Origin of the sequence: Bacillus xiamenensis (assembly GCF_000300535.1) — a bacterium.
Taxonomy (GTDB): domain Bacteria; phylum Bacillota; class Bacilli; order Bacillales; family Bacillaceae; genus Bacillus; species Bacillus xiamenensis.
In genome coordinates, this window is the sequence record NZ_AMSH01000045.1 from 1 (window position 1) to 26917 (window position 26917).

Annotated in this window: 26 protein-coding genes, 2 pseudogenes and 1 riboswitch; of the genes and pseudogenes, 12 read left to right on the plus strand and 16 right to left on the minus strand. The window is 39.0% G+C overall.

Annotated features, from left to right (window positions below; genetic code table 11):
• Positions 1-76: 76 nt before the first annotated feature.
• The 6 genes from BA1_RS13340 to BA1_RS18775 form a co-directional block, all read right to left on the minus strand.
• The gene (locus tag BA1_RS13340; protein ID WP_008359908.1) at positions 77-505 is read right to left on the minus strand and encodes a DUF4064 domain-containing protein; all 429 of its coding nucleotides are present in this window, start codon (positions 503-505) and stop codon (positions 77-79) included.
• 24 nt (positions 506-529) lie between these two features.
• A complete protein-coding gene (locus BA1_RS13345) occupies positions 530-1480 on the minus strand; it encodes an ABC transporter permease (RefSeq protein ID WP_008359910.1) in 951 nt (316 codons plus the stop codon).
• Complete coding sequence (locus BA1_RS13350; RefSeq protein WP_008359913.1) at positions 1477-2406, minus strand: ABC transporter ATP-binding protein; 930 nt, start codon at positions 2404-2406, stop codon at positions 1477-1479. Before BA1_RS13350 ends, BA1_RS13345 begins: the two co-directional genes overlap by 4 nt.
• A 328-nt stretch (positions 2407-2734) precedes the next feature.
• Entirely contained in the window at positions 2735-3073 is a 339-nt protein-coding gene (locus tag BA1_RS13355; protein WP_008359915.1) for a zinc ribbon domain-containing protein YjdM, read from the minus strand.
• Between the two features lie 93 nt (positions 3074-3166).
• On the minus strand, positions 3167-4306 hold the full coding sequence (locus BA1_RS13360) for a glycerate kinase (protein ID WP_008359917.1): 1140 nt from the start codon (positions 4304-4306) through the stop codon (positions 3167-3169).
• Positions 4303-4467 (minus strand): sugar diacid recognition domain-containing protein, encoded by a 165-nt coding sequence (locus BA1_RS18775; RefSeq protein ID WP_008359919.1) that lies wholly within the window; start codon positions 4465-4467, stop codon positions 4303-4305. Before BA1_RS18775 ends, BA1_RS13360 begins: the two co-directional genes overlap by 4 nt.
• Positions 4468-4628: 161 nt before the next feature.
• Here BA1_RS18775 and BA1_RS13365 point away from each other — a divergent pair, with 161 nt between their 5' ends.
• The 5 genes from BA1_RS13365 to BA1_RS13390 all read left to right on the plus strand — a co-directional run bounded on the left by BA1_RS13365 (position 4629) and on the right by BA1_RS13390 (position 11538).
• Positions 4629-5279, plus strand: coding sequence for a TetR/AcrR family transcriptional regulator (locus BA1_RS13365; RefSeq protein WP_034739461.1), 651 nt, complete (start codon positions 4629-4631; stop codon positions 5277-5279).
• Between the two features lie 69 nt (positions 5280-5348).
• Complete coding sequence (locus tag BA1_RS13370; protein WP_008359924.1) at positions 5349-6602, plus strand: MFS transporter; 1254 nt, start codon at positions 5349-5351, stop codon at positions 6600-6602.
• The gene (locus BA1_RS13375; protein ID WP_008359927.1) at positions 6599-8926 is read left to right on the plus strand and encodes an ABC transporter permease; all 2328 of its coding nucleotides are present in this window, start codon (positions 6599-6601) and stop codon (positions 8924-8926) included. The genes BA1_RS13370 and BA1_RS13375 overlap by 4 nt, the downstream gene beginning before the upstream one ends.
• A gap of 13 nt (positions 8927-8939) precedes the next feature.
• Complete coding sequence (locus BA1_RS13380) at positions 8940-9701, plus strand: ABC transporter ATP-binding protein (protein ID WP_008359929.1); 762 nt, start codon at positions 8940-8942, stop codon at positions 9699-9701.
• A gap of 658 nt (positions 9702-10359) precedes the next feature.
• The gene (locus BA1_RS13390) at positions 10360-11538 is read left to right on the plus strand and encodes a Rap family tetratricopeptide repeat protein (protein WP_008359933.1); all 1179 of its coding nucleotides are present in this window, start codon (positions 10360-10362) and stop codon (positions 11536-11538) included.
• 221 nt (positions 11539-11759) lie between these two features.
• On the opposite strand, the pseudogene BA1_RS13395 reads toward BA1_RS13390, so the two are convergent.
• Positions 11760-12616, minus strand: a pseudogene (locus tag BA1_RS13395) (hypothetical protein).
• A gap of 207 nt (positions 12617-12823) precedes the next feature.
• On the opposite strand from BA1_RS13395, the gene BA1_RS13400 reads away from it, so the two are divergent.
• Positions 12824-13375, plus strand: coding sequence for a PadR family transcriptional regulator (locus BA1_RS13400; RefSeq protein WP_008359938.1), 552 nt, complete (start codon positions 12824-12826; stop codon positions 13373-13375).
• 4 nt (positions 13376-13379) lie between these two features.
• The gene (locus BA1_RS13405) at positions 13380-13862 is read left to right on the plus strand and encodes a DUF4188 domain-containing protein (RefSeq protein WP_008359940.1); all 483 of its coding nucleotides are present in this window, start codon (positions 13380-13382) and stop codon (positions 13860-13862) included.
• An 11-nt stretch (positions 13863-13873) separates the two neighbouring features.
• Here BA1_RS13405 and BA1_RS13410 read toward each other — a convergent pair whose 3' ends face one another.
• Positions 13874-14497, minus strand: coding sequence for an NUDIX hydrolase (locus BA1_RS13410; protein ID WP_008359942.1), 624 nt, complete (start codon positions 14495-14497; stop codon positions 13874-13876).
• Positions 14498-14666: 169 nt separating this feature from the next.
• Here BA1_RS13410 and BA1_RS13415 point away from each other — a divergent pair, with 169 nt between their 5' ends.
• On the plus strand, positions 14667-14873 hold the full coding sequence (locus BA1_RS13415; protein ID WP_008359943.1) for a helix-turn-helix transcriptional regulator: 207 nt from the start codon (positions 14667-14669) through the stop codon (positions 14871-14873).
• Positions 14870-15550: a DUF3169 family protein gene (locus BA1_RS13420; protein WP_008359945.1), complete on the plus strand. Its 681-nt coding sequence runs from the start codon at positions 14870-14872 to the stop codon at positions 15548-15550. Before BA1_RS13415 ends, BA1_RS13420 begins: the two co-directional genes overlap by 4 nt.
• 79 nt (positions 15551-15629) lie before the next feature.
• Here BA1_RS13420 and BA1_RS13425 read toward each other — a convergent pair whose 3' ends face one another.
• Entirely contained in the window at positions 15630-16493 is an 864-nt protein-coding gene (locus BA1_RS13425) for a hypothetical protein (protein ID WP_008359948.1), read from the minus strand.
• A gap of 88 nt (positions 16494-16581) precedes the next feature.
• Entirely contained in the window at positions 16582-17928 is a 1347-nt protein-coding gene (locus BA1_RS13430; RefSeq protein ID WP_008359949.1) for an amino acid permease, read from the minus strand.
• Between the two features lie 162 nt (positions 17929-18090).
• Positions 18091-18170: riboswitch (glycine riboswitch) on the minus strand.
• Positions 18171-18448: 278 nt separating this feature from the next.
• Here BA1_RS13430 and BA1_RS13435 point away from each other — a divergent pair.
• The 3 genes from BA1_RS13435 (at position 18449) to BA1_RS13445 (ending at position 22151) form a co-directional block, all read left to right on the plus strand.
• A complete protein-coding gene (locus BA1_RS13435; RefSeq protein WP_008359950.1) occupies positions 18449-19471 on the plus strand; it encodes a LacI family DNA-binding transcriptional regulator in 1023 nt (340 codons plus the stop codon).
• Between the two features lie 577 nt (positions 19472-20048).
• Positions 20049-21230 (plus strand): MFS transporter, encoded by a 1182-nt coding sequence (locus BA1_RS13440; protein ID WP_008359951.1) that lies wholly within the window; start codon positions 20049-20051, stop codon positions 21228-21230.
• A gap of 18 nt (positions 21231-21248) precedes the next feature.
• Positions 21249-22151: a shikimate 5-dehydrogenase gene (locus BA1_RS13445; protein ID WP_008359952.1), complete on the plus strand. Its 903-nt coding sequence runs from the start codon at positions 21249-21251 to the stop codon at positions 22149-22151.
• Positions 22152-22198: 47 nt separating this feature from the next.
• Here the strand turns inward: BA1_RS13445 and BA1_RS13450 are convergent, their stop codons facing one another.
• The 6 genes and pseudogenes from BA1_RS13450 to BA1_RS19515 form a co-directional block, all read right to left on the minus strand.
• A complete protein-coding gene (locus BA1_RS13450; protein ID WP_008359953.1) occupies positions 22199-23392 on the minus strand; it encodes an MFS transporter in 1194 nt (397 codons plus the stop codon).
• 391 nt (positions 23393-23783) lie between these two features.
• Positions 23784-24398, minus strand: a complete 615-nt coding sequence (locus BA1_RS13455; RefSeq protein WP_008359955.1) for a hypothetical protein — start codon at positions 24396-24398, stop codon at positions 23784-23786.
• A 413-nt stretch (positions 24399-24811) separates the two neighbouring features.
• A complete protein-coding gene (locus BA1_RS13460) occupies positions 24812-25126 on the minus strand; it encodes a YxiF family protein (RefSeq protein WP_008359957.1) in 315 nt (104 codons plus the stop codon).
• A gap of 288 nt (positions 25127-25414) precedes the next feature.
• A complete protein-coding gene (locus tag BA1_RS13465; RefSeq protein WP_008359959.1) occupies positions 25415-25834 on the minus strand; it encodes a hypothetical protein in 420 nt (139 codons plus the stop codon).
• Positions 25835-25991: 157 nt separating this feature from the next.
• Complete coding sequence (locus tag BA1_RS13470; protein WP_008359961.1) at positions 25992-26354, minus strand: hypothetical protein; 363 nt, start codon at positions 26352-26354, stop codon at positions 25992-25994.
• A 280-nt stretch (positions 26355-26634) separates the two neighbouring features.
• Positions 26635-26917, minus strand: a pseudogene (locus tag BA1_RS19515) (T7SS effector LXG polymorphic toxin); the annotation flags it as partial.

The following is a 26917-nucleotide window of genomic DNA, read 5'->3' on the forward strand; positions in this document are numbered from 1 at the left end:
GCTAAAGGCAAGAGCATTTTATCCCTTTGTCAACAATCTAATACATGCGCATATGGCGCATGTCTTTTTCTTTTATTTATGAAGGATATTCGCTTGTGTAAGCATCTGCTTTCGGCTTTCTAATGAGGGACATCAATCCAATCACAATCAACAAGATCATTGGAACGAATGCAAGACCGACTGTTCCAATTAAAAGAGTGACTGCAGAAACCAAGAAAAGAATACCAGAGATCACGGCACGGCGGTCTGTTTTCAAGAAAATCACACCGACAAGCGTTAACACAGCCGCAATGGCGGAAACCACCATGAACTGGATACCAAAAGCATTCACCCCAGCCTCAAGTGTTTCAATTGGCAATGTTTCGCCTTCCTCTTGTAACACTTCATTGATTTGATTATAAAACGACTGATCCATAGAGAGCATCAATGCCCCGAAACCAATACCAATGACATTGAGGACAATACTAATAATCCCCATAATTTTTTCACCTTTACGCTTAATCATATAGTAACCTCCTAAAAAGTTAAATTAACCTGTTTTTACTTCTCGCTTTTGGAAAACAATGAAGGCGATCGCCAAGAAGATAGCCCAATAGATGACTAGGACTGTTAATGAGAATCCTAGGGACATACCTTCTATAAGAGTCACTTGTTCCATAAAGTATTGAGATGGATCATTTGCAAATAACAAGTATTTCGCCCAATCAAAGAAGAACATTAAAATACTTGTAATCGTTCCACCTACAACATAAGCTAACACACTAATCGCAATGGATATAGCTTCACTTCTAAATACGGTTGAAATGGCAAAGGAAAGTGTCCCCAAAACGACAAACATTGCACAATGGGCAAGATAATAAAAGAGCATATTTGCAAACTGTGAACGTTCAATCACTTCACCATTTTGATATACCAGATTCACATAATCAGTGTTGAGTCCAAAGAAGATGGCACCCAATATGAATGACAAGATAAACAGCACCACAACAAGTAACAGAGAATACAGCTGTACTGTAATATATTTAGATAGCAGGATCTTGATCCTTGATGGTGGACGAATGAGTAATAACTTAATTGTACCCTGCTTATATTCTGCAGATACAATGGTAGAAGCAATAATAATCACAAACACACCGACAAGCTGAAGTAAATTGGCGTTTGTTTTCACATAATCCCAAGCATTGTCGCTAAACTGTTGAGCTGGCGGTAAATTATGCTTCAGGCGATACTCATTAATAGCTATCTCTTTTTCAAGGTTTCTTTTAAAGAAACCATTTTCCATTTCTTTAAGTTCTTTCTTGTCTTCATCATTGATCATTCGCAGTTGCTGTTTCCAATCACCTGATGCTTGATCTTCGTCATTTGTCTTAACTGCAAAAATCAATGTCGCAATCATACCTAACACAAGAAGCCCAACCATAATCCAAGTACCAACACGATAACTGATTTTCATCCACTCGTTTTGAATGAGGCGAATCATACGTCTGCCTCCTTTTTACCTGTTAAGCTTAAGAACTTATCTTCTAAGGTTTGTTTTTCTATTTTGATTTCGTACAAATGAATCGAAGCCTCGCTCAAATGACGAATCAATTGCGGCATGTTCTCTTCTGGCATGGAGAAGAATAAGTACTGCTCCTCTTCTCTAACTGTGATACCTTCCTCAAATGCTTCAATGAGCTTTTGCGCTTCTTCAAGCTCGCTTGATGCTACCTTCATTCGATAATTGACCAAATCATCCTGCTTCGTCTCCGTACGCTGATCCTCAATCGCAATCAGCTTTCCTTTTTGGATAATAGCAAAACGATCACACATCAATTCCATCTCTGACATGAGGTGACTTGAAACAATGACAGCAAGGCCTTCTTCCTTTGCCAGCCTTCTCAAGTAATCTCGTATCATTCGAATTCCCTCTGGATCTAGTCCATTGGTCGGCTCATCTAAAATCAGCAGTTTCGGTTTATGTATCAATGCCTGTGCAATGCCCAAACGCTGCTTCATTCCTAATGAAAACGTACGGACACGCTTATGTTTCACATGCTGCAAACTGACTAGCTCTAGCAGCTCATCAATTCGACCTTCATCCACTTTTCCATTCATTCTGGCAAAATGAACAAGGTTCTGCCTTGCCGTTAAATGATTATACATTTCTGGGTTTTCAATAATCGCACCGACATCTTGGATCGCATGCTGATATGAGGTTTGAATACTATGACCATTAATCAGAATGTCACCAGATGTAATGGGAGAAAGACCGACCATCATGCGAATGGTTGTCGTTTTTCCTGCGCCATTCGGCCCTAAAAAGCCAAAGACTTCGCCCGCTTGAACAGAGAAGCTCAAATCTTGAACAATCTTTTTCCCGCGAATATGCCTAGATACATTATGCAGTTCTAAAACGTTCGTCACGTTACCTCTCCTTCTTTGTCAAATTATCATCTATCATCTATTTCCTGATAAACACCATGATCCGTCAAAAATAGAAGAACACTTCCATATGGTACAGCAATGCCCAAAAGTTGTGAAGGGGATTAGACGAAATTTAGAGAATCATCTGCTTTTTTTAAGGTAAGGTTAAGAAAACTGTAAATTTTTATGTGAAAAGAGGCTTGATTTTTTTAAAAAATAATTATATTCAACAGGTACATATGTATGGAATTCTGATTAAGATTATTCCTTTCACCTATAAATAATGAAATGAAAAAGAGGCTGTAGATCATCAGCCTCTTTTCATTCATTATATCTTTTTCACAAACTCCGATTTCAACTTCATCGCGCCAAAGCTAGGAATTTTACAATCAATGTTATGATCGCCTTCCACTAAACGAATGCCTTTGACCTTCGTCCCTATTTTTAAGACCGAAGAAGAACCTTTGACTTTTAAATCTTTAATCACAGTGACCGTGTCACCATCACTTAATAAATTCCCATTCGCATCTTTGACAACAAGCTGCTCCTCTGCCACTTGTTCTTGTTCTAGCGACCATTCATGCGCACATTCGGGACAAATAAGCATGGTGCCATCCTCGTATGTATAGGGTGAACTGCACGAAGGACAATTCGGTAGATTAGACATTTGTGTTTCCTCCAACTTTCTTTTTCATTTATAACAATTTTACCACATTTCTATAGAAAGGAATGTGATAGAAAAGGAAACATTTTTCATCATTTACTTCTCTCTTCCAAATGTCATCACAGCCGCAATATTCCTCGCTGTTCTCTCTACATAAACACTAGCATTCTGCATGGCTTCAGCAAGAGTGGTGACGCCCGGAACAATACTAAAAAGCGCATCAATGCCATGATCATGTACAACTGCACTGTCTTTTGAAAGGGAGCCAGCGATGCCAATCACCGGGAGTCCATATTGTTTCGCAGCGTTGGCTACACCGATCGGCGTTTTGCCGTAAATGGTCTGCCGATCAATCCGGCCTTCTCCTGTAATCACTAGATCTGCGTCCTTTAATACGTCATCAAAGTGAACGGCCTTCAGTACAATATCGATTCCCTTTTGCAGATCGGCCTGTAAAAATCCTAATAAGCTCGCACCAAGTCCCCCTGCCGCTCCTGCACCTGCTGCATCGCCAAAGGGGACATGAAGCTGCTGTTTAGCCATTTGTGCAAAATGAGATAAATTCTTGTCCAACACTTGAACCATTTCTGTATCTGCTCCCTTTTGAGGACCGAATACCGCAGACGCTCCTCTTTCACCCGTTAAAGGATTATCTACATCACACGCTACTTCCAGACGGACCGATTGCAATCTTGGGTCGAGTCGAGACAGATCAATAGAAGCTAATTGATTCAGTGATCCACCGCCCGGCGTGAGCTCTTGACCTGCTTTATCGAGAAAAGAAGCGCCTAACCCTTGCATCATGCCAACGCCGCCATCATTTGTTGCGCTTCCGCCAAGACCAATGATTAAATGCTTAGCCCCTTTATCCAGCGCCGCAAGCATTAATTCTCCTGTCCCTCTAGACGTCGTGAATAATGGATTCCTTTTTTCTGGCGGGACAAGGTGTAGTCCTGATGCTGCTGCCATTTCTATAACTGCGGTCTGTCCATCTCCCAGCATGCCAAAAAAGGCATCGACAGGTTGACCAAGCGGACCTGTGACCACTTGCTGGACAATGTACCCGTCAGTCGCATCAACCAACGATTGAACCGTACCTTCGCCTCCATCTGCCATAGGAATTTTCATATATTCTGCATGTGGCAAAATAGATCGAAACCCTCGTTCAATGGCACATGCTGTCTCATAGGCAGTTAAACTTTCTTTAAATGAATCTGGTGCGATCACAATTTTCATCCAAACACCCCTCGTTTCTCATCATGTTTCTGTCCAATCCTTTTTCGTTTACCAGAACCAATCATGACACCATCTGAATTCATGACATTGATGTTTTGATGTAAAATATGCATCGTACGTTCAACCATCACTTGAGCCAATTCATTGGTCAAAAATGGCACACAGCACCTCCCCTGAAGGTGTTTTCATTCAATGTATCATAGTGTCATTGCACAATACATGCAAAGCCCTCAAAAAACAGCCGTTGACAAATGGGGGCTGAAAAGTGTTTAATCAAAGCAAGGGACCGACCGACAGTCTAGTCAAAAGAAAGGATGGCTTTATGAGAACCGTTAAACATCCTGAAGAACGCAAAAATGACATCTTAAACGCAGCAGAGGTGCTTTTTTCAACCAAGGGCTATCAGCAAACAACAATTATTGACATCCTGAAAGCCGTTGGGATTGCAAAAGGCACATTCTATTATTACTTTACCTCCAAAGAAGAGGTGATGGATGCGATTATCGACAGGATCATCAAAGCAGATATCATTGTGGCAAAGCGCATTGCAGCTGATCCAGACCTGCCAGTGGTTGATAAACTATTTCGTATCATCATGGCGCAATCTCCCAAGCAGGGCAGTCATAAAGAGGGCATGATCGAACAATTTCATCAACCTGCTAATGCTGAAATGCATCAAAAAAGCTTGATCAAAGCCATTAAAGAGCTATCACCCGTTTTGGCAGATGTCATTCAACAAGGTGTAAAAGAAGGAATATTTCAAACGGAGTATCCGCAAGAGACGGTCGAATTTCTCCTTGCTTCTGCACAGGTCATCTTTGATGAAGGTCTTTTCCAATGGACCGCAGAAGAAAGTACACAACGAGCTCTAGCGTTTATCTCGATCCTTGAATCCTCATTACATGCAGAAAAAGGAAGCTTCTCCTTCCTCCTCCAGCGTTTAGCTGGAGAGCTGGAAGACAATAATCAGTGATTGGTCACTTCAATACCAATCCTGAATACATCATAGACTGACGGTCGGTCTAAAAGGAGAGTGATTTTCATGTCGTTGTCAGCCAAAAAAGGTTCCACCCACTTCATCTACCTCGTCCTCGGACAGATTATTTCCGTTTTTGGGTCTTCCTTGATTCGGTTTGTTCTATCTTTACATGTGCTGGATATGACACACCGTGTTGATTTATATGCCCTACTTTTCGCTTTATCCAATATCCCGCTCCTCCTTTCGCCATTAGCAGGAGCCATTGCTGATCGGTTTAACAGAAGAAATTTGATGATCTTATTTGATGTTCTTACTGGCATTATGATTCTGGCTTTTTATTTCTGGTTATTCTCAGGAAATGATTCATTATATATCATTGGAGCCGTCATGATTCTTCTTGGGGTCATGAGTACGTTCTATGCTCCTGCTGTAATGTCCAGCATTCCTCAGCTAGTGAAAGAAGAAAGATTAGAACAAGCGAATGGCATTGTTAATGGGGTGCAGGCACTTTCAGGTGTTGTCGCTCCTATCATTGGCGGCGTTTTATACGGACTCATTGGGAGTCAGGCCATTATCGGCGTTAGCAGCATCGTATTTTTTCTCTCAGCATGTTTGCTTTTACGTTTAAATATCTCGTTCTCACCTAGCCCTCTCACAGAGCCAATGACCAAAGTGCTCGTGAAAGATATAAAACAAGGATTTTCCTATATCGGCAGCCAGTCATTTTTAAAAAGAGCCATGCTGCTTGCAGCGCTGCTAAATTTCATCCTCACACCATTTTTTATCGTTGGTGGCCCAATTATTTTAAGGGTCACAATGAAAAGCAGTGACATCATGTATGGAATAGGAATGGGCTTAATTGAGTTTGCCGTCATCGCAGGTGCCTTGCTAGTTGGGCTTGTAGCGAAGCATTGGCGTATTCCTACTTTATATCGCTGGCTGCTTATCATTGCCGTCATCTTACTGCCTGTCGCTTTCTCAACATCCAAGATGGCTCTTCAATTTGGTACATGGCCAGCCTATTTTCTCTTTTTAGCAGGATGTCTTCCAATTGCCATGCTGCTCACAATGATTTCGATCGTTGTCATCTCACATGTACAAAAGAAAACACCAAATGCTCAATTAGGAAAAGTCATGGCCAATCTGACAATGGTCTCTCAATGTGCCGCTCCGCTCGGTCAAATGATGTATGGGTTCTTGTTCAACAATTTTTCAGCCAACATGTATGTGACCGTGTTAATAGTCAGTACCTTGATGTTTGCACTTGGCTTTTTGACAAAAAATATGCTTCAACATGAAGGAGAATCAGCCTCATGAGAATGACGTTTATCAAGAAAGACTTAACCCGCCACCGTCTCATTTCAGTCGGCTTAACCATTTGCATCATGATGACATCATTTTTAGCAACAAGCGCTGCGCAAATGTCGGCACAGCTGAATGGTTCCATTTCAGATTTACTCCAATCAGCCAAAGCACCAGATTTTGTCCAAATGCACGATGGCAGCTTAGATGAACAAGCTGTCGACACATTTTCAAGTAAACAGTCCATGGTAAAGGCACATCAAATTGTTCCAATGATTCCGGTCGAACACATCAGCATCAAGTTCGGGCAGACGCCTGCTCAAGCAGGTGTGATGGATCATTTATTTGTAAAGCAAAATCGCTTTTTTGATTTTCTTTTAAATGAACAAAATGAAAAGCTAAGGGTCAATAAAGGAGAAGTAGCAGTCCCTATTTATTTTCAACAAAAATACCATTTAAAGATTGGCGAAAGATTACTCATTACAAAAGGACCTCATCACTTCTCTTTTCAAATCAAAGCGTTCTTACGAGATGCCCAAATGAATCCAAGTCTTGTCAGCTCAAAGAGATTTCTTCTGCATGATTCGGATTGGGCGGCACTGAATCAAGTGTTTCAAAAGAAGGAGTACTTGATTGAATTTTTACTACATGATGCTGCGCAAGCAGATGCTTTTCAATCACTCTATCAATCATCTGAGCTGCCACAACAGGGACCAGCTGTCACATTACCCCTGCTTCGCATGCTGAATGCTCTGACAGATGGTATGGTGATCGCCATTCTCCTTCTTGTTTGCTTTCTGCTTATTAGCATTTCCCTCCTCTCTCTCCGTCTGGCTATGACTGCCGCTATAGAAGAGGATGAACGTGAAATTGGGATCTTAAAAGTACTAGGCATCTCTTTATCAAAAATCAAACAATTATACGTTGGGAAGTATGCTGTGCTTGCCTGTATAGGGTGTATAGCAGGATATTTGTTCACGCTGATATTTGGTGATTTGTTTACGGCCAATATTCAGCGGTATATGGGGAAACATCCATCTTTTACTCATCAGTTGATTCCGCTTTTCGTGTCTATTTTGACGGCAATAATCGTCATCTCATTCAGCTATGCTGTCCTAAGAAAGTTTGGCCGAATATCAGCAGCTCAGGCACTTCAAGGTGGCATCTCTTCACCAAGTCATAAAAAACTAATCCCTATGCATCTCAATAGAAACATGTTCCTCCCTATCAACTTTTGGTTTGGTTTGAAAGATCTGTTCTCGCGAATGAAAATGTATTCAACGATTATCTGTATCATCGCACTTTGTACATTTTTAATGCTGATGCCGATTCAGTTATGTCATACATTGCAATCACCGGATTTCATCACATATCTTGGCTCTGGAAAAAGTGATCTTCGAATCGATATACGGCAAGGAAATGATTTAGAGAAAAATACAAATAAAATCGAGTCTATGATTCGCGAAGATTTAGATATTCGCACATCTGCTGTATATGAAACAACTTCTCTACAGTCCATAACAATGGAGAATACATTAGAAACGCTCTATTTAGAAACAGGTGACCTGTCTGCTTTCCCTCTCACCTATTTACAAGGAAGGGAACCGTTGAAGGAGGAAGAAATTGCTTTATCGGTGTTGAGTGCTGACTCACTTCAGAAAAAGATAGGAGAAAAAGTCACTCTCTCTACAAATGGACAGCAAGTTCAAAGATTGGTCACCGGCATTTATCAAGATGTCACCAACGGAGGGAAAACAGCTAAAGCATTATCTCAGCCTTTTCGTCAAGCATCCCTTTGGAAAACCATTCAAATACAACTAAAACAAGGGAAAAATATCGCAGAAAAAAAAGCAGCATTTGCAGCAAATATGTCTCCTGCAAAAGTAACAGATATGAAAGAATATGTTCATCAAACAATAGGAAGCACAGCATCTCTAGTAAAGGTGATTGCATTATACTCAACAATCGCAGCTTTTGGAACAGCCAGCCTAATGTTCATGATGTTTCTGCACATGTTAAGGGCAAAAGACTTAAATCGTAATCTCATGTTAAGAACGATTGGTTTTTCTAAAAAGGATTTAACATATCAATACTTAACAAGTTTTATCGTCGTTCTTTCTTTTGGCGCCTTCATTGGAACAATCACTGTTCACACCATTGGTCCGGCGTTGATGAGTGTAGGCGGAGCATCATTAGGAGCATCAAGCCTTCATTGGTTAGCCCCGCAATGGGTATCGGTCGTGTATCCGCTATGGCTGTTTATTGTGAATTTAGCTGTAATCTCGTGGTTATTGAAGTCCTTTTTTTCTAGTAAAATGAGCCGTCATACACTTTCATAAGGAGATGTTTCACATGGAACAATTAATTGAAACGAAGCAATTGTCTTTGCAAATTGATTCATTAAAAGGACAAAAACAGACTATTCTTAGAAATATTCACTTATCGATTAAACCCGGAGAATTTGTCACCATTATGGGACCTTCAGGGTGCGGAAAAACCTCTTTGCTTTATCAACTTAGCGGTATAGAGACAGCCTCAACAGGAGAGATCAAATATAAAGATCAACTGCTATCAGAAATGACAGACAAACAGTTAACAGCTTTGCGCTTAACAGAGATGGGGTTCGTCTTTCAACACAGCCATTTACTAAAAAACCTCAATCTATTTGATAACATTATTGCTGCAGCTTACTTAGCGAAAAAAAAGCCGAGAAAAGAAGTAAATGAACGAGCTAAATATCTAATGGAGAAACTTGATATTGATCATTTAGCTGATAGATATTTATCAGAAGTATCAGGAGGTCAACTCCAAAGAGCCTCTATCTGTCGAGCTCTTATGAATGAACCAAACATTCTTTTTGCCGATGAACCAACAGGTGCTCTTAATTCAAGTACCACAAAGGAAGTCATGGATATTTTTTCTCAAATCCATTCTGAAGGAACAACTCTGCTGCTTGTCACACATGATCCAAAAGTCGCCCTTTGCTCTGAGAGAATTCTGTTTATGAATGACGGTGAAATTTCATCCCATTTAAATTTAGGAAAATACGATCGCTTCAACGCTGAGAAACGAGAGGCCGTGTTAAACAAGTGGTTACAAAATTTAGGGTTTTAATTGGTGTAAAACAGGCAACTTTCTGCCTGTTTTATTTTTCCTTACACTCAAACGAGTAATCCATAGACAAACTATTTGTTTCTAGTATGATTTTGCCGTCTGCTTGTTGACAAGATTCTGTCAGTAACTCAATTTCTTTGCTATAAAAGTATCTCTTTGAGATATAAAGAGTCACTAAAACAAGTAAAAGCGTCGTAATCACAACTGTCATTTTCCAGTTTAATATTTGAAACCTTTTCTTCATTTCAACATCCTTTCTGAAAGGCTAGCATTTGTATTGGTTATTCACCTTTCTCATCAATTACCAGTTTCTTTTCCAAAATGATCTAGCAACATCATAACTGATTTTCCCTTCTAGATCGACCTTTCATTGTTCTTCTCCCATAGTTAAAATAGCTTTATTTCGTATATACAGATGGTATTTTCGAACATAAACATAAAAACAATTGTAACTTCCACGTTTTTAGACTCTCAAAAAAAGATTTTAGTCATTTGTACAAACAATCCATCACCATTACAATATCGTATATCTCATGACATAAGGTCCTTTTTATTACCTCCTGTCAATCACCTCCCAGAAACGATTATATTTTACCAAAAATTGTGATATCGTTTTTTATTGAAACAGGCGAAAGGATGTTAAAGAGGTGAAATTTGAATGACGATCATTTCAGCTGAACAGGTGGGGAACCGTTTAAATGATTGGCGAATTGCCATTCGTAAGCATGATGTACACAATGCAAAGACAATCTACACAGAATTAAAGGAATTACTTCAAGAAATGGAAGAAAATCAGGAGGTCTTGACTTACTATTCATTACTGGAAGGCAAGTTTAAGCTCATGTTATATGAACGAAGGGGTAAAAAACTGAATGAACAGACAGAGCTAGAATGTCCTTCTAAAACAAACGACTTAATTGAATACTATTTTTACCTATACAAAGCCCTTTACGCTTCATATAACAGAGACTATGCATCAGCCATCGGACTATTTAAAATTGCCGAGAAAAAACTACAAAGCATTCCTGATGAAATAGAAGTAGCCGAATTCCATACGAAGGTTGCAAACCTATATATGCTGCTTCGACAAAGCCTGATTTCACTTCACTATATTCAGAATGCCATTGATATTTTCAAAGGTCATGATGGCTATGAAAGAAGACTGGCAGCAGCTTTTGTGATCGCCGCCACCAACTTCATGGATATTGGCGATTTCAAAAGAGCTGAGAACTACTACACAAAAGCATTACACATCTCAAATCGATTAAACGATCATTTTCTAACATCACAGCTTTATCATAATATCAGTATTCTATATGCCGAAGCTGGAGAGTCAAAAAAATGTATTGATGCCCTAGAAAAGGCTCTTAGTGATGATGACTACCTTTCATCTTGTTATTTCCAACACTCCATGTTTATGTTACTAAAAGAGCTACTCTCCATCGATGAAAGGTCGCAAGCTCTCTATTATTTTGAATTGGTCAAACAAAAACAAGAAATGGAGAAAAACCCCATCTACACAGCAAAAATGAATTTTCTCTATCACCTATATTTCACTGAAGACATATCCCAAAAAGCTCAAACCTGTTTCGATGACATCAGCATTCTAAAAGAATTGAAGGATGTTGAAAGTGCCCGTGAATTGAGTGCATTAGCTGCCAAACACTTTGAAGATCTGGGTTCCATTCAACAGGCATATCTCTTTTTAAAGGACGCCTATCACATGGAACAAACCACACTCGAATGGAGGAATGATGATGAAAAAAATGAGTTTACTCATTTTCGCTTTAGTCATCGTTGTTGTCGGACAAACGGTGTCTTACAATTCGTTACATGATACAAATCCTGGTCCAACAGAGCGACCTATCGGAACATAAACCGATACAACCCAAAAAACCACTTGCCTCATCACAAGGCAAGTGGTCCATATTTATTTTAGTTCTTGATAAGAAATGAGGCGGTGAATATGTACCGCAAGATACGTAAGTTCATCTTATCATTCATCAAAAATTCATAAAAAACCAGATAAGTTGATTCACTCATCTGCTTTAAGATCACCTATTTTTTCTTTTCTTCTGCCTTCTTTTTAAATGCTTTAGCTTGTTTTTTATATTCCTCTTTCGTGAAAGCTTTTAACTCTACTTTACCGTCTGTCATTTTAACTGGCAGTTTTATTGATTTTGCATCTCGATCAGTCGAACCTATAATGACACCTTTTTCAATTATAGGATCATAGCTCATTTCGAAAAATTCTCCCCCATCAGTAAATCCGCCGACTTCTAATTTCATTTCTTTATAGGGCTTACAACCTTCTTCAGAAACAGTTGTTATTAGAAAAGAGCCGTTCCATCCAATCTCAATATGCATGCTTTTCACTTGTAGAAATAGTTGTTTGTCCTCCGCCGTATACAGATAACCATAAGCGCCTGTTACTTTCTTATTGAAGTTTCTTACATAATCATGAAATCTATTTTCAGTGTCTTCCATGAGTTCATCATATTGAACGTGAATGTCCTTTTGAACAGCACGTAGTTGTTTTTGATTAACTGCTTTGGATGTGATGCTTTGCTTTTCACCTTGTTTTTTCACAGAAAGATTTTTTTCAGCAAGGTACACTTTAGCCTCTTTCCCTTGCTTCACTTGAAATTCGTAACCGTTTTCAATTGATTTCTCAGTTGCTTGATATTTGTTGATAAATATATTGGGATCATAATGCCTTTTCGGGTTTTCCTCTAAAATGGTCTCATTCAGATGACCTGTTACTTTTCCGTTTCTCTCCGTTACATTGAACCAGTTCACACGATCATTTGTCTTATACGCAAAGGCGTAGGGTTGATTCAATACACTCTTTTTTGCGATTGCTTGAAATGCTATCCAGCTGATTGCACCAATGATTAGTACCCCAGGATCGTCATGATCCAGATTTTCTATTTACTCATATGTCCCCATGCAAAATATGATCGTTCAATCTATATGAATGATTCGTCTCATTGATTAACAAAATCATTGATCTCTCCACCTCCTTTATAGAATTTCTTTTGTCTCATACATCTTGTATCTGTAGTAGCTATCGGTTATTATATATCTAAATGATATATCTTTTAGATAGGTGTGTTGATGTAATGAAAAAATACAATGATACGACGTATGCGATTTTAGGTATTTTAACGACAGATAGTAAGTCCGGGTACGAAGTGAAGCAATTAATTGATAAGAGCTTGCATCACTTTTGGAAAATTAGTTATGGGCAAATTTATCCTGCCTTAAAGTTAATTGTCGAAGACGGACTCGCAAAGGTTTCACCTGCTTCTACAACTGGCCGCTCAGATAAGCGTGAATATCATCTGACTGAAAAAGGATTGGACACTCTGAGGCAATGGCTGGCGCAGCCGCTCGATCAAGTACCATCAGAACGAAATGAAGTGTTATTGAAGCTATTCTTCGGCCAATATCTTTCGTTTGAGAAGAAAATAGCGCTTTTACAGGATTATGAGAGGCAGCTCCGTATCCGTTATGAGACATACGTTTCAATTGAACAAAACATTCAAGAGCTGTATCCAGATAAAGCTGATGCGAAGTATTGGCTGTTTACGTTAGATTATGGAAAGAAAGTGGCGCAAGCTGGCATTGATTGGTGCATGGAGACCTGTGAATTGATGAAGAAAGAAGGGTGAACGAATGAAAAAAAACTTACGTGCTGGCCGGTTTACAACAGACAATTCTGAGCCGATTGTTGTGTTCATCATCGGAATGAGAATCAATAAACGCTGGGCTGTCCATCAATGGCTGCCAGTGTTTATGGCGATGCCGGGGATGATCAAAGAACTCTATACCCATCAAGAAAAACTTGGTTTTCTCGGGACAGAAAATTACTTCGGTTTACGCACCGTCACCATGATCCAATATTGGAAGTCATCAGAGGACCTCCTTGCCTACGCCAAGATGGAGAAGCATTTGGCTGCTTGGAAAGGATTTAACCAAAGAGCACGAAATAATGATGCAGTTGGAATTTATCATGAAACGTATCAAATTCAAGCCGGCTCATATGAATCTATCTACGTGAACATGCCTTCATATGGATTGAGCCAAGCTAGAACCACCATCCCAATTGGAAAAGGGAAAGAAACCGCAAAAGAGCGTCTTTATACAAGAAATTCCTAGAGCTGAGTTCTCTAGGAATTTCTTTTTGCAACAGTCACAAAATGCTTTAATATACGGGCTGTTAATCCCCAAATGGTATAGCTCTCATAATCATAAAACCACTCCTCAATCAAGCGATTCCCCCAGATGTATTTTTCACCATTCATGATTTTTTCATAAGGGAAGTCCTCGCCTGGTGTTGGCTGAACCGATACATGGTGTAAGTACGGTTCATATTGGCAGAGCCATGATAGAGGCACAGTAAAGGTCTCCTCCACTTCCTCTTGATTATAGGAATGTTTGACCTGTTGTTCATCAATGATCCCGACATATGGATACACCACGAAGGATGGAGAGGCAATATAAGGACTGAGCTGTCCAAGCATGTTGACTGACTCGGGCGGAATGCCTAGTTCTTCATAGGTTTCTCGCAGTGCAGCTTCTTGTGCGGTTTCGCCGCCGTCAAGTTTGCCTCCTGGAAAGCTAATATCGCCAGGCTGTTTTCTCATCGTCAATGATCGCACTTCAAATAAAACGTGCCATTCCCCGTTTACTTGCACCAAAGGGACAAGGACTGCTGCTTTGAACGCTGTCTCTTCTCCAATAAATAATGGCTGTGATTGATGTAAGTCATTTTTTAATTGATCAATGAACATGGGCATCACCTGTTTTCGTTTCTCTTTTCAATAGCGTATCATTGATTCCCTTTTGAATAAAGGCGATCTTTCTGACAATTATTTTTATCATTTTGACAACTATACTTGTCAAAATGAATATGATACTTTACAATTAGGAGAAGATTTTAATCAGAGCTGAGGTGACAGAATGAAAAATCGTCTAAAAGAGCTGCGGGCACGTGATGGTTTAAATCAGACTGAGCTTGCGAAACGAGCAAAGGTTTCCCGCCAGACCATCAGCTTAATGGAACGAGATGAATTGATGCCGTCTCTCTTACTTGCTATGAGGCTTTCTCGTATTTTTCAGGAACCCATTGAACGTATTTTTCTATTTGAGGAGGATGAACTCACATGAAAACCATATACAAAATGTTGTTAGGTGCTCTCCTTGGTTTTCTCGGTGCTTACTGTTTGCTGGCAGCCGAATTTGAGATGACACTTCTTGCTGCTGCATTTGAAGCGACTCTTGTCATGACTGGATTGACTATCCTATTGATCATTTATTGTGTTTCAGGCATTTCACGTATGAAGAAAAGAGTATCACTTTCGGTATCTGGTGATGAGGAGGATGAACTGGAAGCAAAACAGTATCGAACTTTTACTGATGTAACGTTAGCTAATACGGTGAGTACCATTTTATCCATTATTGCCATTGGTATGGCCATCGTGACTGAGCAGCCACTCTGGCTTATTCTTATCAATGCCGCTTTGTTTATCATCACCATTATCAGTTCGTATGTTGCGCTCTCTGTTCTAAAACTCGTCTACCCTAATCGTCCTCTGCCAAGTCCATCCGATAAGGATTATGGCAAAAAGCTACTCGCCATTTCTGATGAAGGGGAAAAACATGTGATGCTGGATGGGCTATTTCACACCCATCAAATGATGAATATTTTATTGACCGGTGCCATGTTTATTTTGATTGTGTATTCTCTTGGAGCCAATCACTCTCAGCTCTTTTCGATCATCATCATTGGACTCGTTCTGATCATTCTTAATGCATACTATATGTTGAAGATTCGAAATCGTTAAATAAGCAAAAGCACAGTCTTTAAAATTGACTGTGCTTTGAGTAACTGGCGGAGTATTCAATTTGAAATGAATGAGTTGATCAATTTCTTTCATTTTTAGTTGATAATTTATTTACAAAATATGAAATAAATATACCAACAAGAATAATATTAAAGATGTTGCCTATAATAAATTCAAACATTGGAATATATGCAATATTCCCCTCGTCAACTTGGATGATCGGGTAATTATAAAAAGGTTCTAATCCTTTATATAAGATTAAAAGAGTGCCATTACCCTTATACTCACCACTATAATGATATTCGAAGTGATCATTATAAATGTAAAAAGCCCCGAAAACAGCACCAATGATAAAATTAAAAAAGACATAAATAAAAATGAAATTTGCTAAATGCATAAAAGTAGATTTAAAAATGTCCATTACACTTTTTAGAAATAAATAAGAATATAAAGCCGTAAAAAAAACTATTATTGCTATCATGTTAACGTTAGACACATTCTCTAAAAACTTTAATAAAAGAACAAGAGGATACAATATCATTATACTTAGCTTAGTACCGTATTGTGCAACATTGACCTCTTGCTTATCATTTTTATATGCTAAAAGGAAAGCGACAAGAATCAGAAATAATAATCCAACATAAAAATATAACTCTTTAAATTTAAAATGCTGAACAAATAGAAGAAGGAAAAACGAAAAAAGGATGCCCCAAACAGTAAGTTTCCGCAAACTGTTAATAAAGAGAGATTTTATCACAGCTCTCTTTATTAATTTTTTTAAATCAACCCATTTTAAGTTACCTTTAAAGTTAATTCCTCTCCAATTTACACCACGGAAAAACTTCAAAATGATTTTATAATACCTTTCCATATAAAATAAACTTGTTATTATGACAGGTATTAATAGCAGTATAAAAATAACACCAAATAATATTATACCCAATCTTATCCTCCTCCCCCTAAATATTTCTAAGATTATTACGATTCATAAGAAAAAAGGATTCAAAAAAAAGCCTATTACGGCTTTTTCATTAAACAGCACGACGTTTCTTTCGTGCATAAATCAAAAATAAGAACCCGAACCATACTGGTGTCAATAACAGGGCTGGACGTGTTGCATCAGCGAAAAGCATGATGACAAGAATGGCAGCAAATAGCACAAGAACCGCTATATTCACAAAAGGTGTAAATGGCGCTTTAAAGGTAGACGCCTTATGCAGTTCGGGACGTGTTTTTTTATATTTCAGGTGACATATTAAAATAATACTCCATACCCAAATGAAACAAATCGCACTGATCGTTGTCACAATTCCAAAAGCTTGTTCTGGAATCAGCTTGCTTAAAAGAGCCCCTACAGACACGACGATCGTTGAAACAAACAGTGCATTACTTGGGACAGCATGCTTATTCAAACGGCCAAAGGAAGCCGGTCCCTGCTTTTGGTGACTGAGATTATACAAAATTCGGCTCGTTGAGAACATACCGCTATTACAAGCGGAAGCCGCAGACGTCAGGACGACAAAATTAATGATCCCCGCTGCTACTGGTATACCAATGAGTCCAAAGGTTTTCACAAAAGGACTTTCTGATGCACTAAGCTCGGTCCATGGGTTGATACATAATAAAACAAAGATCGCACCCACATAGAAAAAGAGAATTCTTAATGGAATTTTATTAATCGCAGATGGGATATTTTTTTGAGGATTCGCCGTTTCTGCTGCGGATACACCGACAAGTTCCACTCCCACATACGCAAAAATCACCATTTGGAATGACAGTAAGAAGCCTGTGACACCATGTGGAAATAACCCGCCGTGTGACCAAAGATTTGTGACCGTCACAGGTCCAGCATCTGTTTGAAAACCAATGATTAACAGGACCATTCCAACACCAATTAACAGTAGAATCGTCATCACTTTAATCAGTGCAAACCAAAATTCCATTTCTCCAAAAAGCTTCACCGTTAGTAAATTAAACCCTAGTAAAATCAATAAACAAATAATGGCGGGAATCCAATGCGGAATGTCAAACCAATACTGCACATATACCCCGACCGCAATGACATCAGCCATCGCTGTCATTATCCAGCAAAACCAATACGTCCACCCTGTCACAAAGGAAGCCCATGGGCCAAGATAGTCCTCTGCAATATCCGTTAAGGATTGATAGCCCGTCTTCGATAAGAGCAATTCTCCAAGTGCCCTCATGACAAAAAAGATAGCCATTCCGACAATTAAATAGGCAAAAATGATCGACGGTCCTGCCAATTGAATCGCCTTTCCAGAGCCTAAAAACAGCCCTGTTCCGATGGTTCCGCCAATTGCAATCAACTGTACATGGCGGTTTGATAAATCTCGTTTTAACTCTTGCTGTGCCAATGTCAACGCCCTCCTACGACACGATCCTATACTGAAATAATGAACGCTCAAAAAGTCCATAAAAAAAGAGATTGGATGCGCTCCAATCTCATGGTCATAAAAGAATAGCAAAATAGAGAAAAGCAATACATGGCAACATCCATGCATCACAAATACAATATTTCGTACTCTTCTGTCCTTTTGCCTGAGATTGTGAACCCTTCGGCGCCGCACATACATGCGGTCTCTCCAGAAGCTGCTCCTGCCATAGTGTGACCCATAGCAATCATAGCTTTCGATATTTACTTAAAATGTTTCTATATCTGAATAATTTTATATTTTACGCCTCTAGAAGAAAGCTGTCAATGGTCATCTTTTTAAACTTTTATCCCCCCTATTTGACAATGCAATATGACATCACTTCATCAACACCCTCTGATTAAGGTATAATAAAACTAAGAATGTTCGGCTCGTTTGATGGAGAAATCCATCTTGATCATGAACCAAAGGTAGGCAATTCATTGAAGTTGGTGAAGATAAAATGAAAAAAATGAACAAGCAGCGTGTCACATTACAGGAAGTCGCCCGGCATGCCGGTGTATCGACTTCAACGGCCTCACTCGTTGTTCGCAACAACCCTAGAATCTCAGAAGCAACTCGAAAAAAAGTGCTGCAATCCATGGAAGATTTAGGGTACGTGTATGATCGCGTCGCCGCCAACATGCGGTCAAAAAGCTCAAATATTGTCGGTGTGATCGTTACAGATATTTCAAACACCTTTATTTCTGAATTTTTAATCGGCGTGCAAACCACACTTGAATCACTTGGCTATACCGTTTTGCTTGGGACAACCTTTGACAGTGTCGATAAACAGGAACGGCTCATTTCCACCATGGTAGAGCACCGAGTTGGCGGAATCATCTTAAATCCCGCTTCGAAAAGCTCTACACGGACGGTCAAACAGTTAAACAACATACGCACCCCAAAAGTACTGGCAAACCGTGAATTAGCGGATGTCCATTGTGATTATGTCGGCGCTGATTATGAACAAGGTACTTGGATGGCAGTACATCACCTGCTTCAAAAAGGACATCGACGCATTGCCTTCTTAGGCGGAATCAAGTCCTCATCGACTTGGATTGAACGAATGAAAGGTTTCCAAAGAGCCCATGACGAGGAATGCATAACAATTGATGAATCTCTTATTATCGATATCGAACCTACCCGTGAAGGCGGGAAAGAAGCACTTGCCCAAGTCATGGATCAGCCCAATCCGCCTACTGCTATTTTTTGTTTTAGCGACTTAGTCGCATTTGGGGTCATTCAAGAATTGTCAGCACGCGATATCAAGCCTGGTGAAGACATCGATGTTGTTGGATTTGATAATATTCCTGAAGCGGAGATGTATCACCCGCCGCTCACCACTGTCTCATCATTCCCGCGATCCATCGGGGTAAAAGCAGCGAATCTTTTATATCATAAAATGAACGGGCAGGATGAAGAGTTCCAGCGATTGATCTTAAAGCCACAACTTCATATTAGAGAAACATCTACATCCTCATGAATAGAAAAAGGGCTAAAATGAATGTTGATTTTAGCCCTTTTTTTCGCATCAGCGTGACCTGAAAACCTTTGAAGTCAAGGAAGGACGAGCATTGGTACACAGAACTGCCACCAAATGTGAGGATTTGTCTACACGAAGAAAGGAGAATGGCTTCGCAATTCTTCTTTTTTTATTGACCAAGTCAACTATTTCTTTGTTACATTTTTCTTTTTTTAAATCACAAAGTCATAAACTTGACACATTTTAAACGCAGGAGTATATTTATCTCGTTGCTTCTTTTAGTATATCGTTATACTTATTTGGACATATCATTATTTTTTAGTAACGACGGTTGAAAATGAAGTTTTTTGATTCTGATCAAGTCATGAAATGCCATTTTATTATCATAACTGTTATCATTTTTTATATTCTAGTAGAACGATGTACTTATTTGAAAAACAGATGAATATTCATTATTTTTTCATTAATCACACAAGGGGTGTTGTGATGGCCTTAATATTATTTACTTTTAAGGAAATAACAAAGGATAACAAAGAAAATTTGACCCTCAAAGGGTTTCAAATATAGGAGTGGGAACATGAAAAATCCATATATTAAATCATCACTTGGCATGTATTTAAACTATTTCATGCTAGGCATGATCAACATTATTGTCGCATCAAACATGGAAAGCTTATCTGAACGCTACCATGTGGATATTCCGAAAATCAGCTTGCTTGTATCGGCAATCGGAATTGGGAAACTGCTTGCTCTCTTTTTCTCTGGCCGGCTGGCAGACAGCTGGGGACGTAAACCCGTCATTATTACAGGAAACTTTCTATACTTATTATTCTTAATTGGGATTCCAACGACTACCAATTATACATTAGCTTTTATCTTTGCGATTTCCGCAGGGATTGCAAACTCATTGCTTGATTCAGGGACATATCCTGCTCTGACAGAATCATTTCCTAAAAAAGCAAGTTCAGCTTCTGTATTAGTAAAAGCATCCGTTTCAATCGGTGCAACTGTTCTTCCATTTATCTTGGCATTCCTTGTTGCACATGATATCTTCTGGGGCTGGGCATTCTTTGGACTAGGACTTCTTTATTTACTGGTAGGGATTTACTTGCTCTTTATGCCGTTCCCAAATCACAAGCAAGCTGTTTCTCAAAATAACCTTCCAGTACAGGAGCAGATGAAGGCAGAACCTAAAATGTTTGGTGAAGGCTTAGCTGTTGTACTCATGGGTTTCACATCTACTGCATTGTTTGTGGTATGGCAGACGTGGCTTCCACAGCTCGGGTTAAAATTGATTGGGCTTGGCACTGGACAAGCAACACAGCTTCTTTCTTATTTTAGTATTGGTGCACTTGTGTCTGTTCTATTGCTTTCAATCGTACTAGATAAATATATTTCGCCGATTATGGTTGCCATTATTTACCCAATTGGGGCATTCCTTGCCATGCTTTCACTATTTCAAATCGAAACGTACGGTATTGTCATTGTGAGTACCTTTTTCTTAGGATTATTTACAGCAGGGATCTTCCAACTGTCTATGAGTATTATGATGAAATTATTCCCTACAAACAAAGCAACGGCTTCATCATACGTCAACATTGCGGCAAGCTCAGCGTTTATTCTTGTTCCGCTGATTACTAGCGGACTCGTCAGCACGTACGATATTAAAATGACTTTATTCTTCGATATGATCATTGCGGTCATTAGCGTATTGTTAGCAGTCTTTGTTCTAGGACGTATGAAAAAATTGTTTAGATAATTAAAGGAGATGTCAATTATGACAAACATACATGAACGTAATATTGATGGAAAAACAAAATTAGTCGGTCTTCTTGCGACACCAATCGGACACAGCCTGTCACCACGGATGCACAATCTTGGCTATACATTAACAGGGATCAACTATGCTTACCTAGCCTTTGAAGTAGGAAATGATGAGCTAGAAGCAGCTGTAAACGGAATGAAAGCGATGGGTGCAGCTGGATTTAACGTATCGATGCCTAACAAAATGAAAGTATTGGATTACTTAGATGAACTAGATGATTCTGCGAAATATACACGTGCAAGCAACACGGTTGTGAACAAAGATGGTAAGCTGGTTGGCTACAACACAGATGGTCTTGGTTACGTGAGAAACTTGATTGAACATGGCGTTGAACTAACTGGACAAAAGGTTACACTCGTTGGCTCAGGCGGCGCCGCAACACCGATTGCCATTCAGCTTGCACAATCAGGTATTCGTGAAATTAGTATTTTTGCTCGTAATGATCAATACTTTGTTCAAGCAGAAGAAAATGCAAATTACATCAACAACGAAATGAAATCATTTGGTGTCAAAGCTAACCTTTTCCCACTTGAAGACAAAGACGCTTTCCGTCGTGAAGTAGCTGAAAGTGCGATCTTAGCGAATGGAACAAGCCTTGGCATGAAACCATTAGATGAGCTCAGCATCATTGATGATACACTTGATGTACTGCGTAAAGACTTAATCGTGACAGATGTCGTTTACAACCCGCAAAAAACAAAGCTTCTTGCTCAAGCACAGGAAGCTGGCGCCAAAACGATTAACGGTCTTGGCATGATGCTATGGCAAGGTGCTCTTGCATACAAACTCTTTACTGGAGAAGATATGCCAGTTGAGCAAGTGAAACAGATTCTGTTTGAAAACGACCGTTTCTAAACGAAACATATAAAAAAGACGACCTCCTTCTTAGGAAGTCGTCTTTTTTATTCATGTATCATGATACGACGGTAGCGATACAGAATGTACATTGCCCCGATAATAGCGGCAACCGCCACAACAGCATCAAACATAAAGATCTGTAATATGGTCGAATGGCTTTCGATTAAACCAGTTACGACTGGGATGACGATGGCCGACACCCCGCCTGCTGTTGAGATAATCCCTGTCATCGTTCCTTTGTTCTTCCAGAAGAACTCAGCCATCACCGTTAACGTCAGCTGAAAGACACCCGCAGTTGAAAAGCCAAGTACAAATGCATTAACGGTCCCTATGACTGGAGACTTCACGACCAATAGCACACAGATGGAGACAAGTGTAATGATCGGATAGACAAGTAGCACAGTCACCGGACGAACAATGCGGCGCAAAAGAAATGTGAGCAATAACACAGACAGCAAACCACCCATGCTATAGTAACTAAGCAGCTTCACAGCACTGCCAGAAGCCATCCCCAATATTTCCTCACCGTACGTAGGAAGCCAAATTTGCGGCAAGGCGTAGAGACCATTTGACGTAAAACTGATCACAATGAGTGCGATCCCTTCCCTCCAAAACGTAGGCTCTGACGAGAAACGCGGCAGCTCCTCATGCTCCATCACCTGGACTTGCTCCACTTTGCGATGATTGGGAAATGGCAATGTCCACAGCATCAAAACATTCACAAGATAGATAAAAGCAGGAACAAAAAACGCAATCCCGTAAAACAAATCATGCTCCGCTAAAAAGAAAATAGCCAGTGGCAGGATGGTCGCCCCAATCGAAATAAAAGCCTTCACCATCACATTCGCAGATCCCGAGTTTTGCGGAAAAGCCTCCATTAACGCTGGGTACGTTCCTGCATCCATTGCCGAATTCGCCACCCCTGCCAAAATCGCAAACGCAAAGGCGATTTGATAATTTGGAGACAATGGGATTCCAATGAGGAACACCGCCATCAGCACACCTGAAACCAAAATCACCGGCTTTCGCCCAAAACGATCTGACAGCACACCTGAAAGACCATACGTGAGCACCCTGCCAATGCCAAGTGCGGATATCATATAACTAACCCCTGCACTATCGGTATTTAATTGTTTGATTAAAAACGGCATATTCGAAGCCAAAATAATATTGACCATACCTAATAAAAAATAATTGATATAAAGACTAGAAGCCGTTCTCAAATACGGATTCCTCATACTGACACACCCCTCAACACCATTGCAATGAAGTGACAAATAATGGTTACGCTTACAAGATCTCATGCGTGAGGAGGAACAGCTTCACAACCTTCACATGCAAACATCTCATCATCTCATGCAACTCACAGCTTACATGCCCTTCATTTATCAAGCATTTCTTCAAATTTTCACTAGGTCTTATTTTATATGAATGTGAAAGGTAATGATAGTGAATTGCTTAAATTTGAGGGAAATGATTGATCCAGCGTATGTACCATTGATACAAAAAAGGAGTGGTCCTCTGCCACTCCCCTTTTACCTCTCAATTCTTTTCATCGTTTATTTTCAATCCATTTTGACACTGATTCTTCATTTCATTGAAAGCTTTTTAGGTGTTCGATAGGAAACCTTAATTTTCGATTTTCTCAATCTTGACGCTTGGAATCGTGATGTCACCATCTGTCGTGGATTCATATGTAATGACCCCATCAGAAGTCCCCATAAATGTAATCACGTCACCTTCTAAGACTCGCGATTTGACGAGATCGGCTGGATAATCACCATAAACAATATCATTGTAATAATCATCTACAGCTACTCTTATTTCTGTCGTGCCGTCGCCCTCCATTACTTGGACAACTTCACCTTTAAATTTCACCTTTTCACCTTTATATTTGTCTGGTGTTCTAGCCAATTGATCGTAAGTAATTCCAGTATCGTAACCCTTTTTCTCTTGTTCTTCCGCTTTTTTCTTCGCTAATTCTGCTTTCTTTTTCTCTTCTTCTTTTTTAGCTTTTGCTTCTTCTTCTTTTTTCTTTTCTAATTTCTCTAATTTCTCTTTTGCTTCAGCTTCTGCTAGCTTTGCATACGGAGCTAATTCATCTACTTTTTTCTGCAATGCTTCGTTTTCTTTCTTTAGCTTTTCACTTGCTTTTGACGGTGATGTACCAGACATTGCCGATCCAATAAACAGAGCAACGATGGCAACCACAATATACTTCCAACTTTTCTTTAAAAACTTCATTTCAAACTTCCTTCCTCAAAAAGATATAGTGTTTCATCACAAAATCAACTTCCTGAAACGCACATTTTTGGATGATAATATCTATATCGGACAGAGAAAGAAATTTTTAACAAAAAAATAGATCTTTATACTCAATATTCTCCCTTGAAAACAAAACGACTAATCTTTAGACTTACTTTTGATTTTAAGAACAAAGAGCATATTCATACAAAATTAACCCTGTGAGCAGCAATTGATCACATAACCCCAATTAAAATCTCCATATATCCTTTCACTTCGACTGATTAAACATTCCTGACAATTCTCACAGCCCCCAAGTACTTAACTCATAAACATATTCCGTACGCTCTATGCATAATCCGATTTGTGCTCAAGAAGTTTAGTTACATGACTAAACACTTCATCCACATTCATTAAAAGCGCTTCAATTTCATGCTCTCGGAAAAAAGCAATCTGCCTTGTTTAGGAGTCTCTTTCACCCTTTCGGCCATCTCTTTTAACACTTGTGTAGACTTTTCAATATGCTCTAGATAGTTGTCTCCATGTATTTGAATTTTATGTTCTCTCGATTGAAGAAATGTAAATACCTTCTGACAAAACAATTGATTTTCTTCAATCTCTAACAAAGGGGCTTCTGGAAGTGTCATATAGCTTAATTCGCTCATTAAGTGCTTACTTCTGCTTTTTCTTTTTAAGGTTTCCATTTTTGTTTTTCGGTTTTTATTCATTACAAGATCACCTCCACAAGGCATATAAACACTTGCTCTCTAGTGAACTCAACCTGGGAATTTCTACTGTGTTTGTGGGGGAATGATTCTAGATAGGCAATCAATATAAATGGGGGTTTTTATAAAATAATTAATCATGACTCTTATATTGTTTAATATCTAGAATGAACGCTCCTACTTACTCTCTTTTTACAATGTATCATTTTTCATCCGTGTAAATGAAATAACCTTGATCAGTATTAAACCAATCAAGGTCTTATTTCATCATTAGACTTCATTAAAAACGAACTAATTTGAATGTATTTTTGAAATAAAATCTTGAAGAACTATCTTTGCTGGTGGGTTCGCACTAGTAGCCAACATTTGATTGATCCGTTCTAAAATTTGAGGATGTTGCAGTACGATTTTTTTACCCTCTTCAATGGGATAACTTCTTAATGTATCAATACAAATCTCAAATAATTCCGTATCATTGGTATTCAGCAAATCCATTAAAATATTGAACTCATATTCATTGCACTCATTATCCAGACAGTACGCAATTTTCCGCTGCCACTCTATTGGTTTATTGAGCACCTGATTTGATAGTTCTTCCCAATCGTTTAGGCTAAAATCCGAGAGTATCTCACTTACTAGTATATGCCCTTCATCGTACCAAGAATCTACCGTTGTATCAGCGGATAAAAGTTTATTCAGTTCTATATACATTATTAATGCTCCAATTATCGTTCCACATATTTTTCTTTTTAAGCATTGTTTGGTTTTTATTCATTATAAGACCACCACCATCAAGCATGTACTGCTCTTAGAAACGGCAAAACAGAGAAGTACTAGCTTTATTAACCTCGTAGAAATACATACAGTTTTATTTCCACCAGTTAGATGTAATTTCTTTTAAATGAAATTCTATAAAATCTATCACTTTGCTATAGTCATCAGAGCTAAACTCCTGAATAGGATTGTCCCAATCTGTATTTTTAACTATTAGAACAAGATAGTTGCCATCTGAAGATAAATCGGGATACCAACCTAAGTCCAATGTTATTGATGATTTCTCATAATAAAGCTGTAACAAACTTTCAGTGAACATAAACCATCTTTCATCTTCTGTTTCTAACTTTCTAGGGTCAATTTCCCAAAAATGATTATAACGGACATTCCAACCTTCAGTTATCCTCAAGGGATGAATGTTTACTTCCGGAATATCAAGTTTCACATGCTTTCTCATCTTTATCCGACCTCTTTGTTAATTTTCTCGTTATTTTATTCCTAATTTGTTTAAATACTTATTTAATCTATCACCAGCTATTGGATGACCGTGATACACATTACCACTCGTTAGTTCTCCTCTAATCCAACTAGTAGATTTTCCATTATCATAACCAACAACTTTACCAGTATCATAAATGAAGTAAAACTGCACTATTTATCTTTATTCTAAAATCTTTTCTACCATAATAACTTTTATGAGCAATTTCATCATGCCTTTTTGAAATATTAGGTATACCTGAACTCTTTAAACCCATCTTCCCATGAAACCCTTTTGCCCCAAACGGCAAAAGCATACCAAGCGCCGCATTCATATACTCGCTTCCTGCTGTTCTTTCGAGATTTTATTTCCAAACATGTCTCGGCCTGTAATCGCTTCGCTGAAGCCGTTGGTCGCGGTGAGGCCGTATAAACCTTTTTGTGATGTTTTTAGGGCGTCAAAGGATTTTTGTGATGTTTTGTAAACGTCAACCGCTCTCACTGCGGCTGATGTGGCTTGGGTGGTTTTATAGACGGCTTTCC

Excerpts from the sequence above, each read along its gene's own strand:
- BA1_RS13340 (WP_008359908.1), bottom strand. The coding sequence starts at position 505 with ATGATTAAGCGTAAAGGTGAAAAAATTATGGGGATTATTAGTATTGTC.
- BA1_RS13345 (WP_008359910.1), bottom strand. The coding sequence starts at position 1,480 with ATGATTCGCCTCATTCAAAACGAGTGGATGAAAATCAGTTATCGTGTT.
- BA1_RS13355 (WP_008359915.1), bottom strand. The coding sequence starts at position 3,073 with ATGTCTAATCTACCGAATTGTCCTTCGTGCAGTTCACCCTATACATAC.
- BA1_RS13360 (WP_008359917.1), bottom strand. The coding sequence starts at position 4,306 with ATGAAAATTGTGATCGCACCAGATTCATTTAAAGAAAGTTTAACTGCC.
- BA1_RS13365 (WP_034739461.1), top strand. The coding sequence starts at position 4,629 with ATGAGAACCGTTAAACATCCTGAAGAACGCAAAAATGACATCTTAAAC.
- BA1_RS13370 (WP_008359924.1), top strand. The coding sequence starts at position 5,349 with ATGTCGTTGTCAGCCAAAAAAGGTTCCACCCACTTCATCTACCTCGTC.
- BA1_RS13375 (WP_008359927.1), top strand. The coding sequence starts at position 6,599 with ATGAGAATGACGTTTATCAAGAAAGACTTAACCCGCCACCGTCTCATT.
- BA1_RS13380 (WP_008359929.1), top strand. The coding sequence starts at position 8,940 with ATGGAACAATTAATTGAAACGAAGCAATTGTCTTTGCAAATTGATTCA.
- BA1_RS13390 (WP_008359933.1), top strand. The coding sequence starts at position 10,360 with ATGACGATCATTTCAGCTGAACAGGTGGGGAACCGTTTAAATGATTGG.
- BA1_RS13400 (WP_008359938.1), top strand. The coding sequence starts at position 12,824 with ATGAAAAAATACAATGATACGACGTATGCGATTTTAGGTATTTTAACG.
- BA1_RS13405 (WP_008359940.1), top strand. The coding sequence starts at position 13,380 with ATGAAAAAAAACTTACGTGCTGGCCGGTTTACAACAGACAATTCTGAG.
- BA1_RS13410 (WP_008359942.1), bottom strand. The coding sequence starts at position 14,497 with ATGTTCATTGATCAATTAAAAAATGACTTACATCAATCACAGCCATTA.
- BA1_RS13415 (WP_008359943.1), top strand. The coding sequence starts at position 14,667 with ATGAAAAATCGTCTAAAAGAGCTGCGGGCACGTGATGGTTTAAATCAG.
- BA1_RS13420 (WP_008359945.1), top strand. The coding sequence starts at position 14,870 with ATGAAAACCATATACAAAATGTTGTTAGGTGCTCTCCTTGGTTTTCTC.
- BA1_RS13435 (WP_008359950.1), top strand. The coding sequence starts at position 18,449 with ATGAAAAAAATGAACAAGCAGCGTGTCACATTACAGGAAGTCGCCCGG.
- BA1_RS13440 (WP_008359951.1), top strand. The coding sequence starts at position 20,049 with ATGAAAAATCCATATATTAAATCATCACTTGGCATGTATTTAAACTAT.
- BA1_RS13445 (WP_008359952.1), top strand. The coding sequence starts at position 21,249 with ATGACAAACATACATGAACGTAATATTGATGGAAAAACAAAATTAGTC.
- BA1_RS13450 (WP_008359953.1), bottom strand. The coding sequence starts at position 23,392 with ATGAGGAATCCGTATTTGAGAACGGCTTCTAGTCTTTATATCAATTAT.
- BA1_RS13455 (WP_008359955.1), bottom strand. The coding sequence starts at position 24,398 with ATGAAGTTTTTAAAGAAAAGTTGGAAGTATATTGTGGTTGCCATCGTT.
- BA1_RS13460 (WP_008359957.1), bottom strand. The coding sequence starts at position 25,126 with ATGAATAAAAACCGAAAAACAAAAATGGAAACCTTAAAAAGAAAAAGC.
- BA1_RS13465 (WP_008359959.1), bottom strand. The coding sequence starts at position 25,834 with ATGTATATAGAACTGAATAAACTTTTATCCGCTGATACAACGGTAGAT.
- BA1_RS13470 (WP_008359961.1), bottom strand. The coding sequence starts at position 26,354 with ATGAGAAAGCATGTGAAACTTGATATTCCGGAAGTAAACATTCATCCC.